Source organism: Nocardia sp. CA-120079, from assembly GCF_050955745.1.
Taxonomy (GTDB): domain Bacteria; phylum Actinomycetota; class Actinomycetes; order Mycobacteriales; family Mycobacteriaceae; genus Nocardia.
Genome location: NZ_CP192088.1, coordinates 6165591 through 6178506, shown reverse-complemented (window position 1 = coordinate 6178506; position 12916 = coordinate 6165591). Strand labels below are relative to the sequence as shown.

Annotated in this window: 12 protein-coding genes and 1 pseudogene; 9 read left to right on the top strand and 4 right to left on the bottom strand. The window is 65.3% G+C overall.

Going from position 1 to position 12916, the window contains the following annotated elements; genetic code table 11:
- Nucleotides 1-141: 141 nt before the first annotated feature.
- The gene (locus tag ACQPYR_RS28575; RefSeq protein ID WP_433622035.1) at nt 142-1893 is read right to left on the bottom strand and encodes an FAD-dependent monooxygenase; all 1752 of its coding nucleotides are present in this window, start codon (nt 1891-1893) and stop codon (nt 142-144) included.
- A gap of 131 nt (nt 1894-2024) precedes the next feature.
- Between ACQPYR_RS28575 and ACQPYR_RS28570 the strand changes: the two genes are divergently transcribed.
- Nucleotides 2025-2636, top strand: coding sequence for a TetR/AcrR family transcriptional regulator (locus tag ACQPYR_RS28570; RefSeq protein ID WP_433622034.1), 612 nt, complete (start codon nt 2025-2027; stop codon nt 2634-2636).
- Nucleotides 2637-2792: 156 nt separating this feature from the next.
- On the top strand, nt 2793-3323 hold the full coding sequence (locus tag ACQPYR_RS28565) for an ester cyclase (protein ID WP_433622033.1): 531 nt from the start codon (nt 2793-2795) through the stop codon (nt 3321-3323).
- A gap of 5 nt (nt 3324-3328) precedes the next feature.
- Here ACQPYR_RS28565 and ACQPYR_RS28560 read toward each other — a convergent pair whose 3' ends face one another.
- Entirely contained in the window at nt 3329-3988 is a 660-nt protein-coding gene (locus tag ACQPYR_RS28560) for a TetR/AcrR family transcriptional regulator (protein ID WP_433622032.1), read from the bottom strand.
- Between the two features lie 133 nt (nt 3989-4121).
- On the opposite strand from ACQPYR_RS28560, the gene ACQPYR_RS28555 reads away from it, so the two are divergent.
- From ACQPYR_RS28555 to ACQPYR_RS28535, 5 genes are read left to right on the top strand one after another with little or no spacing between them, the layout of a single operon-like run.
- Nucleotides 4122-5255: a VOC family protein gene (locus ACQPYR_RS28555; protein ID WP_433622031.1), complete on the top strand. Its 1134-nt coding sequence runs from the start codon at nt 4122-4124 to the stop codon at nt 5253-5255.
- Nucleotides 5252-6190 carry a fumarylacetoacetate hydrolase family protein gene (locus ACQPYR_RS28550; RefSeq protein ID WP_433622030.1) on the top strand — a complete coding sequence of 313 codons (939 nt, stop codon included), beginning with the start codon at nt 5252-5254 and terminating at the stop codon, nt 6188-6190. The genes ACQPYR_RS28555 and ACQPYR_RS28550 overlap by 4 nt, the downstream gene beginning before the upstream one ends.
- Entirely contained in the window at nt 6187-8103 is a 1917-nt protein-coding gene (locus ACQPYR_RS28545; RefSeq protein ID WP_433622029.1) for an acyl-CoA synthetase, read from the top strand. The genes ACQPYR_RS28550 and ACQPYR_RS28545 overlap by 4 nt, the downstream gene beginning before the upstream one ends.
- Nucleotides 8100-8456, top strand: a complete 357-nt coding sequence (locus tag ACQPYR_RS28540) for a DoxX family protein (protein ID WP_433622028.1) — start codon at nt 8100-8102, stop codon at nt 8454-8456. The genes ACQPYR_RS28545 and ACQPYR_RS28540 overlap by 4 nt, the downstream gene beginning before the upstream one ends.
- The gene (locus ACQPYR_RS28535) at nt 8453-9988 is read left to right on the top strand and encodes a bifunctional 3-(3-hydroxy-phenyl)propionate/3-hydroxycinnamic acid hydroxylase (protein WP_433622027.1); all 1536 of its coding nucleotides are present in this window, start codon (nt 8453-8455) and stop codon (nt 9986-9988) included. The genes ACQPYR_RS28540 and ACQPYR_RS28535 overlap by 4 nt, the downstream gene beginning before the upstream one ends.
- A gap of 78 nt (nt 9989-10066) precedes the next feature.
- Here ACQPYR_RS28535 and ACQPYR_RS28530 read toward each other — a convergent pair whose 3' ends face one another.
- The gene (locus ACQPYR_RS28530; protein WP_433622026.1) at nt 10067-10333 is read right to left on the bottom strand and encodes a hypothetical protein; all 267 of its coding nucleotides are present in this window, start codon (nt 10331-10333) and stop codon (nt 10067-10069) included.
- A 103-nt stretch (nt 10334-10436) separates the two neighbouring features.
- Nucleotides 10437-11099, bottom strand: coding sequence for a TetR/AcrR family transcriptional regulator (locus tag ACQPYR_RS28525; protein WP_433622025.1), 663 nt, complete (start codon nt 11097-11099; stop codon nt 10437-10439).
- A 126-nt stretch (nt 11100-11225) separates the two neighbouring features.
- Between ACQPYR_RS28525 and ACQPYR_RS28520 the strand changes: the two are divergent.
- Nucleotides 11226-11789: pseudogene (locus tag ACQPYR_RS28520) on the top strand (MFS transporter); the annotation flags it as partial.
- 233 nt (nt 11790-12022) lie between these two features.
- A complete protein-coding gene (locus ACQPYR_RS28515; RefSeq protein WP_433622024.1) occupies nt 12023-12829 on the top strand; it encodes an MFS transporter in 807 nt (268 codons plus the stop codon).
- Nucleotides 12830-12916: the final 87 nt, after the last annotated feature.

Here is a 12916-nt window from a genome sequence, read left to right as displayed (position 1 = left end):
CTATTCGCCATGTCGATGCACTTCGCGGTATCGTTACCGTTTTGTGATACGCGCCTCAATGGTTGTTGTCGCTGAATGAGACCTATTGTTCATTTCGCTGGATTTCTCGTTCGACTATTCACAACGGCCGGGTGTGCGAGCTCAATTACGGGCGCCCCGTATGCGGTCGATAATCGGCAGCGGTGCGGCGGGTGTGGAGTCTCCACGCCATGCGACGTGCTGGTCGGGCCGGATCAGCACGAGGTCGCGCTCGTACAGGGAATGGGCGCGGGCATCGCGGATGTCGACGACCTCGACGGGGACACCCCGCTGCGTCGCGGCATCGATGAATCCGTCGACATCGTGGTCGGCGAATCGCAAAAGCGTAAACCCGCGTCCGAAGAGGTCGAAGATCGCTCGGCCGTCGTCGAGGCGAACGCTCGGCGGCCTGGAACCCGGCCAGGTGCCCGGTGTGTATACATCCATCCGCTGTTGTGGCGCTCGGGGTTCGGGCTCACCGCATATGACGGGGGAGTAGTCATACCGGTACCCGAGTTCGATGCCCCAGGCTTCGTTCTCCAGGTTTCCCAGATCGCCGATCTCGCGGCCGATCTGTTGCCGGGTACGTTCACCAAGCCAGCGCTCGCTGTACATGGAGGGGCGGAAAGTGGTCATCACCGCTGCGCGTACGACGCTGTGTCGGGCCGCGGCTTCCCGGTTGCGGAGGGCGACGGAGCGCCGTTCCTGCTCGTAGGCCGTGAGTAGTCCTGGGGCTCCCCATCCTTGGAGTTGGGCGGCGAGCATCCATCCGAGTCCGACGGCGTCGCCGACTCCGGTGTTCATGCCGTATCCGCCGGTGGGGGTTACTTGGTGCACGGCGTCTCCGGCCAACCAGACCCGTCGGCGGCCGAACGAGTCGGCGACCGTCAGGCGGGGAGTCCAGGCGTTGGCGACCAGAACCTCCATGTCGAACTTCGCTCCGACTCGCTCGTAGACGAACTCGCGCGGGTCGATGCGATCGGCGTCGGTGCCCATGCCGAGCGGTGCGTGCAAAGTCCATGTGTCGGAGTCGTTCTGGGAGATGACGGTCCATCCCTCGGGCGACTGCAGATGCCACACCGTTCCGAAGCGGGTGAGGACTTCGGGTTTGTCGGTGGTGGTGAAGTGCACCAGATAGAAGCGGCCGTCGGCGGGGCGTTCGCCCCTTGCCAGGAACGCCTGGGCCAGCGCTTTCGCGATCTTCGGCAGGCCGAGCTCTGTGACGAGCATCTTGCGCAGGTCGATCTCGTCGAGTCCGATTCCCAGCTGCTGCCGGGTGAGACTGCCTGCGCCGTCGCATCCGACGAGATATTGGGCGCGGACGGTACGGCGCTCTCCCGTTTCTCCGGAGATCAATACTGCGGTGACGCCGTCGGCGTCCTCGGTGTAGCTGTCCAGCGCCCAGCTGTAGTGCACCGTCGCGTGCTGCGCTCGGGACTCGATCAGATCCCGCAGGGTGGGTTCGAGGATCACCTGCGAGACTCGCATCGATGGTTCCAGTGGGAGGGTCCCGTCATTGCGTTGGTTGATCTGCTCGTAAGCCTCAGCGACACTGGGGTATTCGAAGGATGCCAACTCCCAGCCGACTGCGTTGGTGGCCCAGGTCACTTTGATGCGGGTATCCGCGGGGATCGCTGCCTTGCGCAGATCGTCGGCGACGCCGAGCCGACGGTACAGCTCCATGCTGCGGCAGTTGGTGATGTCCATCTTCGGGTGCCGCGTCGTCGTGGAATTCCGTTCCACGAGAACGCATTCCACGCCGTGATAGTCCAGCTCCAGAGCCAGCGTCAATCCGACCGGCCCGGCACCGACCACTAAAACCGGTGTGTTCTCGGGCGGTGGGGTCGCGCCATGCCCATGGGGTGAGCTGTTCATCTCGTTGTCCTTCCTTTGATAGCACGAATTGAACACTCATGTTCAATTCATGTCAATGTTGTGCTACCTGGCACCTCATTGACTTAATTTGGGTAGCTACGTACTCTCTCGGTGAGATCAGGAGGATGCCGATGAATGCGACCCAGCGGCGGATCAGTGCCGCCGCCATGAAGCTCTTCGCGGAACGGGGCAGTACGGACCTGACGATCAGTGAGCTCGCCGCGGAAGCGGGAATCGCTCGCGGCACGCTCTACCGCAATGTGGATTCCATGGATGAACTGTTCGATCAGGTCAGGGCGCAGCTCGCCATCGATGTCCACACCGCGAATGTGCGCGCCATGGATGCCCACGGCGACCTGGATCCGCCCCTGCGGCTGGCGGTCGGTACGCGCATGCTGGTGCGCCTTGCTCACGAGAATCCCGCGATGGGCCGTTTTATCGTCCGCTACGGACTGACGGATGAGTCGTTGCGCGAGGTGATGGGCGGCCCTCCGATGCAAGACGTGGCCGCCGGGATCGAGGCCGGTCGCTACAACGTCACTCCCGGGATGGAGCCTGGGATCGCTTCGATGCTGCTGGGCACCGTGATCAGCGCCATGTGGATGGTGCTAGAGGGGCACCAAGCTTGGCGTGAGGCAGGATGTGCCGCAGCCGAACTCGCGCTGTGCGCGCTGGGCGTTCCACGCGACGAGGCGCGGGATATCGCCGCTAGACCACTGCCCGCTATTTCCTTCGACTTCTGACCACGAATCCCGCCCACCGTGCATGCGAACGGCTGGACGGCGATGAATGTGCGGTGCGGGGCGGCCCTGATTCTTCTGACTTCCAACAATCTTTCCGACCCCTGCTTCGCCGCCTGTCACCTCGGGGGCGGCGACCCATTCCGAACAGGACATGTAATGGCGCAAGCGCGTGGCACCCGGCGGCGATCACAGGTCGCGGATGTGCGTGCCGTGATCGACAACTTCTACTCCGCCTACGCCGAGCGCGACGTCGGTCGAATGATGGAGTGGGTCTCCGATGACATCGTCGAGCAACTCTCCGGGATCGGGCTGGTCCGTGGTCGGGCTGACGAACGGCGATTCCTGCGGTCACTGTTCGAGGCGTTCCCGGATCTGGAGACTACGGTGATCCGCCAATATGTCGACGGGACGACCGCGTCGGTCGAATGGTATCGGTGCGGTACCTTCACCGGCCGCGACTTTCAGGGGATTCCGGCCACCGGACGCCGGTTCGAGCTGACCGGGCTCGCGCTCATCGATGTCCATGATGGCCGGATCACGCGGATCAACGGCTACTACGACACTGCCGAGTTCGCCCGAGCGATCGGGTTGTTGCCGACCAGAGACGGGCGAGTGGAACGGTGGGGTATTCGCCTGTTGCGGCTGACGCTGGCACTCCGGAAGCGGAAGATCCGCTCGGTCGTCTGACTACTTCAGGCGGCCGAGTCGTCCCGTGGTGCGTCCAGTGGAGGTAGCGGACGCCGGCAGACCTCATGCGCTTCTTCGGGCGGAAGCCCGAACATTCGCAGCAGATCCTCGGTCACCTGATCGGTTGCTTCGGCGTCGTCGCGTTCCGGCTGATCATGTAGGAGTTGGCCGAGGGCCAGAGAGGTTCCGGCAACGATGGTCATGGCCAGTTCCGGATCGCGAATCTTGAACCGGTCGGCGCTGATCGCCGCTTCGATATCGCGGCGGGCGCGCGGTGCGAGTCCCCGGTCCGAGCTCACGAGGTTGAGTCCATCGTTGAGCAGGACCTTGCTCAGGGTGGGGTTCAGGCGGTGCAGGCGGCCGGTGAGCCGGAAACTCTGGGCGAAAACCTGTGCGGGGTCGTCCACGTCCTCGCACAGCAGGTCGAGGGCTGCGCCGTGGTGGTCGAGCGCCTCTTCGATCGCGGCTCGGAACAGTTCTTCCCGGCTCTGGAAGTGGTTGTAGAACGATCCCATGCCGACGTCGGCGGCCTGGGTGATCTCGAGGATCGGCACGTTGAGTTTTCCCTCGGCCAAGAACGACTGCGCTGCGCTGACGAGCGCGGCCCGGGTGCGTGCCTTGCGGCGTTCCAGGCGGTTGGGTTCCGAACCGGTCTGTGCGGTCATCGATGCACCTCTCCTGATGTACTCGCACGCCATCGTAGCGTCCCGAGTCAATACTGACGAAATTGTCAGATTGACTTGACTGAGAGCCTCATCGTGAGTGACGATATCGTCAACGTTTGGAAGGGAGTGGTCGATGAGCGGCCATCACGATGTGCACAGCGGTCTGCACAGCGAGCACGGCGGGCTGGCGGGTGAGCATCCCGGCCGAGCACGCAATCCGGTGATCAAAGTGCTCGATCTCGCCTGGCTGGAATTCGAGAAGCCCGACCTGGACAGAGCGGAAACCTTCGCGCACGCCTTCGGCTTCGCCACTGCGATGCGGACGGCCGACGAGGTGCAGCTGCGTGGAACCGATCCGGGCTCGCCCTGCATGCTCATCCGCCGCGGGGATCGCTCGCGGTTCGTCGGTTCGGCCTTCCGTGTCGCCGATTCCGCCGACCTCTTGCGGCTGGCCGAGGCGACCGGCGCGCGAGCGGTGGCCCTACCGGAATCGTTGGGAGGATTGACTGTCGATCTCACCGACCCCAGCGGGCTGCGGGTCCGGGTGGTCGCCGAGACCCACGAGCTGGCGGCCTTGCCGACGCAGCAGCCGCACGTATTCAACCTCGGACACGAGGTGGCACGCGTGAACGCCACCCAGCGACCACTGCGAGCACCCGCGCGCGTGCAACGGCTCGGACATATCGTCGTACAAACGACCAAGTACCGGGAAACCCTTGATTGGTATCTGGAGAAGCTGGGGCTGATCGTCAGCGACTTCCAGTACTACTCGGGCCAGCGTCAACGCGGGCCGGTGATGAGCTTCATCCGCTGCGACCGGGGTTCGGTTCCAGCGGATCATCACACGCTCGCACTGACGCTGGGGCCGTCCAACCGATATGTGCATTCGGCGTATCAGGTCGCGGATCTGGACGCGCTCGCTGCAGGCGGTGAGTATCTGCGTGAGCAGGGTTATCACCGGTCGTGGGGGATCGGCCGGCATATCCAGGGCAGTCAGATCTTCGACTATTGGCGTGATCCCGACGGTTTCATGGTCGAACATTTCAGTGACGGGGACATGTTCGACTGCTCCGTCGAGCCCGGCTGGGCCCCGATGACGGCTTCCGGTCTGGCGCAGTGGGGCCCGCCGGTTACCAAAGACTTCCTCGGCATCAAGCCGGGAGGCGAATCTCTGCGCGAGATACGCGCGATCGTCGACGCGCTGCGCGAGGACAACGAATTCGATATCCGCCGCCTGCGCGGCCTGTTGAAAGTGGCCAACTCATGAGCACATCCGTACTCCGTACCGCCGACGCCTGGTGGGTGCAGACACCCTCGGGTGCCGCCCGTATCGACACCGCCGCGACGACCACGCGGGAGCTGCTCGACGATCGTGCGGCGATCGCCGCAGCCGTCGGTAGCTCGGAAGTCGTTGCTGTGGAAAGCCTTTCGTTGATCTCGCCGGTGACCGCACCGTGTCGTGTGGTGGCGCAGATGACGAACTACGTGTCCCATGTGAAGGATTCGGGCATGGACCCAGAGACGGTGCCGCTGACGTTCTTCCGCAAGGCATCCGGATCGATCAGCGGACCCCACGACGACGTCATCCGGCCCGCCCATGTGCAACTTCTCGACTACGAAGTGGAGATCGGCCTGGTCTTCGGCCGCGAAATGCCGGTCGGATCGGACATCACGGCGCAGAGCCTCGCGGACTACGTCGCGGGTTTGGTCGTCACGAACGATATCTCGGCGCGCGACGTCCAGTTGCCGAAAACCCAGTTCTACGAGGCGAAGTCGTACCCAACATTCACCCCTGTCGGCCCGGCACTGGTGCTGCTGGACGCCGATGAGCTGAAGCGGTTCGGGGATCTGCGGCTGCGACTGTGGGTCAACGGACAACTGCGCCAGGACATGACGGTCGCGGACATGATCTACTTGCCGGTCGAGACCCTGCGCGCGCTGACCCGCTTCCAGCGGATGGACGCCGGGGACCTCTTGCTCACCGGCACCCCGATCGGCACCGCGATCAGCGCGCCACCCAAGGCGGTGCAGGTCATCGCTTCGCTGCTGCCGCCCAAGATCAAATGGAAGATGTTCTTCCAAGGCCAGGCCAAGAATCCGAAGTATCTGAAGGACGGCGACACGGTCGAGACCGCGATCGGCACCGACGACGGCGCCATCGACCTGGGCCGCCAGCGCACGGTCGTGAGGTACGCCCGGTGACCGACAATTCGACGCTGGAGACCTCGACCGAGGAACTCCTCTGGCCCCGCTATGCCGGACCGGAAGACCTGGCGGTCATCGAATCCGTGCCGCTCGCGGCACGCGGTCTGCCCGAGTCGACCTATGCCCTGCTCGTCCGCGCGGCGACGCTGTGGCCGGAACGCAACGCCATCACGGTGCTGCCGGACGCGGCGCGCTGGCGAGAGCCGTTGCGACGCAGCTACGGCGAACTGCTCGCCGATGTCCACCGGTACGCGAACCTGCTGCACGAACTGGGCGTGCGCCGCTCCGATGCGGTCGCGCTCATCGCACCCAACTGCGCGGAGCTGGTCCCGGCAACCCTCGCCGCACAGGTAGCGGGTATCGCCGCGCCGATCAATGGCGGCCTGTCGCATGAGCACGTCGCCGAACTGCTGCGCCGCTCGGGCGCTCGGGTCCTGATCACCGCCGGTCCGGAACTCGCCCCCGACACCTGGACTGCCGCGCGCGAACTGGCCGCGCGCGGTCTGTTGGAGGCTCTGCTGGTGCTGCGTCCCACCGCAGCCTCGGAGCCGCCGCCGGAGCTGTCCGAGATAGCGAACGTCCGCATCGGCTACCTCGATGAGCTTGCGGCTCAGCAGGATTCGACCGGCTTCGCCGGACCATCCCCGAGCGCATCGGATCTGGCGGCGCTGTTCCACACCGGCGGCACTACCGGTGTGCCGAAGCTGGCCGCGCATCGGCATTCCGGCGAGGTCGCCAACGCGTGGATGATCGCCGCTAATTCTATGCTGGACGAGGACGCGGTGATGTTCGCGGCGCTGCCGCTGTTTCACGTCAACGCATTGGTCGTCACTCTGCTCGCACCGCTGTTCCGTGGTCAGGCCGTGGTGTGGGCCGGTCCGCTCGGTTACCGAGACTTCGCCTTGTACGCGGAGTTCTGGAATATGGTGGCGCACTACAAGATTGCCGCGATGAGCGCCGTACCGACCGTGTACGCGGTACTTGCCCAGTGCCCGGTCGGCGCCGATATCTCGAGCCTGCACTACGCGCTGGTGGGCGCATCGCCACTGCCGCCCGCGGTACGGGAGAGCTTCCAGGACCACACCGGTGTCACCCTTGTCGAGGGCTACGGTCTGACGGAGGCGACCTGCGCGAGCGCACGAAGCTTCCCGCAGGCGCCACGCGCTGGTGCGTCCGGGCAGCGCATGCCCTACCAGCATGTCGCGGTCGTCCGGGTCGCCGATGACGGTACGTGGAAGAGGCTGCCCGCGGGGGAGATCGGTGTGTTGGTGATCAGTGGCCCGACCCTGTTCGCCGGATATGTCACCGGTCGCGATGAGCACGGTCATGTCGTCGACGGTCTCGGCACCGTGGTCGACGGTTGGCTGAACACCGGCGATCTGGCCCATGTAGACGACGACGGCTTCATCTATCTGCACGGTCGCGCAAAGGATCTCATCATTCGTGGGGGTCACAATATCGATCCCGCGACCATCGAGGACGCCCTACTGTCGCACCCGCAGGTCGGTGCCGCCGGGGCGGTGGGCCGTCCGGACGTGCACGCCGGTGAGGTGCCGGTCGCCTACGTAGCGCTCACGGCGGGCGCGGACGTCACCGAGGACGAGTTGGTGTCGTGGGCGGCCGAGCGAGTGCACGAGCGCGCTGCGGCGCCCAAGACGGTCACCATCCTCGACGCGCTGCCCGTCACCGATGTCGGCAAGCCCTACAAGCTCGGGCTGCGCGCCGACGCCACCCGCCGTGAACTGCTCGACGCACTCGCCGAGATCTCCGGAGTGACCGGTATCGCCGCCGCGGTCGTGGACGGTGCGATCGTCGCGACGGTCACGCTCGACACCGACGCCGACCGGGCTGCGACCGAAACGATCCTGGGGCGTTACGCGATGAACTGGAAAGTCGAGGTGCGGCAATGAAAATCGCGTCCACCGTGCTGGCGGGCCTACTGGCGGCCGAATTCCTGTCCTTCGGGGCGGCCAAGCTCGCCGCAGTGGCCTCGATGCGCAAACGCGCCGAGCACCTCGGCTACAGTACGACCGCCTATCGAGGCATCGGCGCTGTCGAGATCGTCGCGGCCGGTGGGGTGCTGCTCGGTCTGGCCCGCCCGTCGATCGGTATGGCGGCGGGCACCGGGTTGGTGTTGTTGATGTCCGGTGCCATCGCCAGTCACCTGCGAAATGGTGACGGTGTCGCGGAGATTGCCCCCGCGGCTGGTACCGGTCTGATCTCCTTCGCATACGTCGTCGTCCTGGCGGGTGTATCTTCGTGAGTTCGCCGACGATTCCGGTCGTGATCGTCGGCGCGGGTCCGGCCGGCCTCACCGCTGCCACGCTGCTGGCGCAGTACGGCGTCGAATCGCTGGTACTGGAGCGGTGGGAGGGGGTCTACCCGCAGCCACGGGCGGTCCACCTCGACGGCGAAATCCGGCGGATCCTGGAACGTTTGGGCGTCGGCGCCGAATTCGACGCCATTTCCCGGCCCGCGCTGGGGCTGCGCTTGGTGGATCCGAATCATCGGGTGCTGGCGCAGTTCGATCGCGACCCGGCCGGTGGTCGCAACGGCCATCCGGAGGCGAACCTGTTCGACCAGCCGGAGCTGGAAGCGATCCTGCGCACCAACCTGAGTCTCTACCCGGGCGTGACACTGCGCGGCAGCGCGGAGGTCACCGCTGTCACAGAGGGAATCGGTGGCGTCGGAGTGGATTTCAACGACCGGATCACCGGGAGAGCCGAATCCGTCCGGGCGCGGTACGTCCTGGGTTGCGACGGGGCGAACAGTCTGGTGCGCGGCGCGATCGGCGGACGCATGCAGGACCTGCGATTCGACCAGCGGTGGCTGGTCGTCGACATCGCTACGACAGCCGACCTCGGTCATTGGGAAGGCGTACACCAGGTCTGCGATCCCTCGCGCGCGGCCACTTTTATGCGTATCGGCAAAACCCGATACCGGTGGGAATTCCGATTGCACCCAGCCGAGACCGCTAAAGATTATCGGGATCTCGTCCAGCTTCAACCGTTGCTCGCCCCATGGCTCGACGAAACAGCCTACGAGCGATCGGAATTGGTGCGCGTCGCCGAATACACCTTTCGCGCTCAGCTCGCCGACCGGTGGCGCAGTGAGCACGTATTCCTGCTCGGGGACGCCGCCCACCTCACCCCGCCGTTCATCGGGCAGGGGATGGGTGCGGGTCTGCGTGATGCGGCGAATCTCAGCTGGAAGCTCGCCGGAGTGCTTCGTGGTGAGCTGTCCGAAAGTGTGCTCGACACCTACGAAGCCGAGCGGAAACCACACGCGCGGGCCATGATCCGGATGGCCAAACTGACCGGGCTGACGATGACCGAAGGCGGTGAACTGGGGAACCGGCTGCGCAGCCTCATCGCACCGCGGCTACGCGTCGTGCCTGGTCTCACCGGGATGGTTACCAGCGGCGAGTCCCCGCCCCTGCACCGTTCGTCGCTTGTGGTGGCACCGTGGATACACAGAGGTCTGGCCGGTCGGCTGGTCCCGAACGACCGATTGGCCGATGGGCGGCGCGTGGACGAGGTCGTCATGGGCCGATACGCCATCATCACCACGGCCGATTTGTCGCCGGGTGATCGGACGATCGTGGAACAACGCGGCGGTATCATGCTGCGCCCCGAGCCGCATACGAAGCTATACCGCTGGATTCGCCACAGCCGCGCGGGCGCGCTCCTGGTTCGACCGGACGGCACCGTGCAGAACTGCAGAGGAAGCCTGCCTGACCTGTGCGCATCGCTTCCGCGATTCGCGCCGAGTATTCGGCGGGCACGTGCGAGCTGAGTGTCACGTGACGATAGCTGACCATCGAGGCCATTTATGCAGATATCGTCAATTGTGCCGCAGGACGTTGCGAGCGCGTCATAACCAGCGCTGGTCGAACGGGACGATGCGGCCGTTTCGTATCACCATGATCGTGCGGTCGATCGTGTAGGCGTGCGCGGCCGTGAGCACACGCGACTGGTTGTCGACTACTGCCGAGACCGTCGGCGCGGCCAGTATGTCGAGCATGTGCTCGCGGCTGTCCGCGCCGATGGTGAGCGCGCCGTGGTAGCAGCGGTGACCGCCGAGGCTTCCATCAAACTGCACCGCAGACCACGCCGGGACGAGGGCGTCGTCGTCATCCAAGACATGTCGTCGCAGTCGTGCCCTGGCGAGGAGCGCATCGGGATCACCCCCGAGATCGCAAATGAGCGATGACCATCCGCGCAGAGATGCGGCGCGGATGACTCTAGGAGGCGGCTTCGGTCGGGTTGTTCGCGACTGCCGTCCGAGCCTCCAATGCTGCTGCGGTCTTGGCGATTTCATCGGCTTCGCCGGGTGGCACGCCCAGGGTGATCAGGCAAGCGCGAGCCGCCGCTACTTCCGGCTGCGGCTCGGGCTCGGTCCACGACTCGTCGTTGCGCGCCTCGAGCAGGGCGAGGACCAGTCCGGCGAGGGCGCGTGAAAGCACTTCGGCGGGAAGGTGGTCCGAGTAGATGCCAAGTTGCTGTCCATGGCGCAGCATCGCGGTGCCGTGCTCGTGGACCGGTGCCAGCCGTTCCGCGATCCGCGCTCCGAGATTCGTCTCCGTGAGTTTCAGCAGCAGCCGGTACTTGTCGCCGACCCGCCAGAGGGCGATCGTGCAGCGGGCCGAGGTGACGGCGACCGGCTCGTCAGGGTTCAGCGGGCGTAGCGTCCGGGCGATATCCTCCGACGCCAGGTCGAGAATGCCGTCGATCAGGGCCTCGCGAGTAGGGAAGTGGCCGTAGAGAGTACGGCGCACAACACCTGCTGCGGAGGCGATTTCCTCCATGCTGGATGCGGGGTTACGAGCCAGTTCGCCGGCCGCGACGTCGAGGATTCGCTGCCGATTGGCTTGCGCCCGGCTGCCCGGTGTCGCTGATGAAGTCATGGTTCCCGTCGCTGTCATGTGAGTCCCTTCACGATTCAGGGTTCCACGGTTGCACGTTGCTGTGCAAATCCCTTAAGTTTCACAATAACGTGCAATTGCACAATGGTGTGCATATGAATGGCCTGAATGAGAGGAACGCAAGTGGCTCTGCTAGTCACCGAACCGGTTGAACCGGGCACCGTCTACGGCCGCCGATGGGCGGCGCTCGCGGTGCTGTGCCTGAGTGTGCTGATCGGCGTCATGACCAATACGTCGCTGATCGTTGCCGCTCCCGATATGACCATCGACCTGGGCTTGTCCAGTCAGCAACTGCAGTGGATCATCGACGCCTACACCATCCCCTATGCCGCTCTGATGCTCCTCATGGGCGCGATCGGGGACAAATACAGCCGCCGCGGCATACTGCTGCTCGGCCTCGGCATCTTCGCGGGCGGTGCGGTACTGGGGTCGCTCGTCGACAGCGCGAGCTGGGTAATCGCGGCTCGTGCGATCATGGGCTTCGCGGCGGCGATGATCATGCCTGCGACGCTCTCGCTACTCGTCGCTACGTTCCCGAAACGCGAACGCGCCGTGGCGATTACGATCTGGACTGCGACCACCGGTCTGGCGATCGCGGTCGGTCCGCTGGTGGCGGGCTGGCTGCTCGAAGACCACGGCTGGGCATCGACCTTCCTCATCAACGTGCCCATCGCGGTCGTTTCGATGGTCGCGGCGCTGGTGCTTGTTCCTCCGTCGAAGGCACACTCGGCGCAGCGGCTGGACTTGCTGGGCGGCGCGTTGTCGATGGTCGCCGTCGCGTCGCTCGTATATATGATCATCGAGGGACCTCGCCATGGCTGGCACGCCTCCGCCTGGGCGCGGGTATTCTCGCTGCGGTCACCGGCGCTACGTTCATCGTCTGGGAGCTGCGCCACTCCAACCCGATGCTCGATGTCCGCAAGTTCGGCGACCGCGCCTTCGCCGGTGCGAATCTCGCTGTGCTGCTGTTCTTCTTGGCTGCTTTCGGTTCGATCTATTACGTCACCCAGCATTTGCAGTTCGTGCTCGGATACGACGCACTCGATACGGGGGTGCGGCTGCTGCCGTTGGCGGGCGCTGTGTTCGTCGGCTCGGCGATCACCGGTGTGCTGACTCCGCGCCTCGGACTGCGCACCATGGTTGTGGCGGGCATGCTGCTCGGCATTCTCGCCCTGGTGGTCCTCACCCGGGTCGACGCCGAATCCGGCTACGGCGCGTTCGCCTGGCCGCTGGTGCTGCTGGGCCTCGCGATCGGCCTGAGCGTCTCACCGGCCACCGACACGATCATGGACGCTTTCCCGGAACGCCTGCTCGGGGTGGGTGGCGCGGTCAACGACACCTCCGTCGAATTGGGCGGCACCTTGGGCATCGCCATCCTCGGCTCGCTATTGGGAACCGCGTACAGCGACGAGCTCGGTCCCGTGGTCAATGGTCATCTGCCCGCGGAAGCGGCTGGCGTGGCACAGGATTCCATCGGCGGCGCGCTCATGGTGGCCCAACGCATCGACGCGGCCGGAATGCACGAACAGGCCGCACAACTGGTGTCCGCCGCGGATGCCGCATTCGCCCACGCGGTTTCGCACACCAGCCTGATCGCGGCGATCGTGCTCGCGGCAGGCACCCTCGGCGTCGCGGTGCTGCTCCCGGCGCGGCGCAAGTCGGCGCCTGCTCATGTACCCAACACTGTGGAGGAAGCCGTTTTGGTCGGCTGAACCCGGGAGAGAAACGTGGGCGCGCTTTTCGGAGCGCGCCCACGTCGTGTGTTCCGCCGGACGGCGCTGGGACAGTTGTCAGTCGTC

Bases quoted from the DNA above. Each gene is read 5' to 3' on its own strand.
- ACQPYR_RS28575 (WP_433622035.1), bottom strand. From the start codon at position 1,893: ATGAACAGCTCACCCCATGGGCATGGCGCGACCCCACCGCCCGAGAAC.
- ACQPYR_RS28570 (WP_433622034.1), top strand. From the start codon at position 2,025: ATGAATGCGACCCAGCGGCGGATCAGTGCCGCCGCCATGAAGCTCTTC.
- ACQPYR_RS28565 (WP_433622033.1), top strand. From the start codon at position 2,793: ATGGCGCAAGCGCGTGGCACCCGGCGGCGATCACAGGTCGCGGATGTG.
- ACQPYR_RS28560 (WP_433622032.1), bottom strand. From the start codon at position 3,988: ATGACCGCACAGACCGGTTCGGAACCCAACCGCCTGGAACGCCGCAAG.
- ACQPYR_RS28555 (WP_433622031.1), top strand. From the start codon at position 4,122: ATGAGCGGCCATCACGATGTGCACAGCGGTCTGCACAGCGAGCACGGC.
- ACQPYR_RS28550 (WP_433622030.1), top strand. From the start codon at position 5,252: ATGAGCACATCCGTACTCCGTACCGCCGACGCCTGGTGGGTGCAGACA.
- ACQPYR_RS28540 (WP_433622028.1), top strand. From the start codon at position 8,100: ATGAAAATCGCGTCCACCGTGCTGGCGGGCCTACTGGCGGCCGAATTC.
- ACQPYR_RS28525 (WP_433622025.1), bottom strand. From the start codon at position 11,099: ATGACTTCATCAGCGACACCGGGCAGCCGGGCGCAAGCCAATCGGCAG.
- ACQPYR_RS28515 (WP_433622024.1), top strand. From the start codon at position 12,023: ATGCTCGATGTCCGCAAGTTCGGCGACCGCGCCTTCGCCGGTGCGAAT.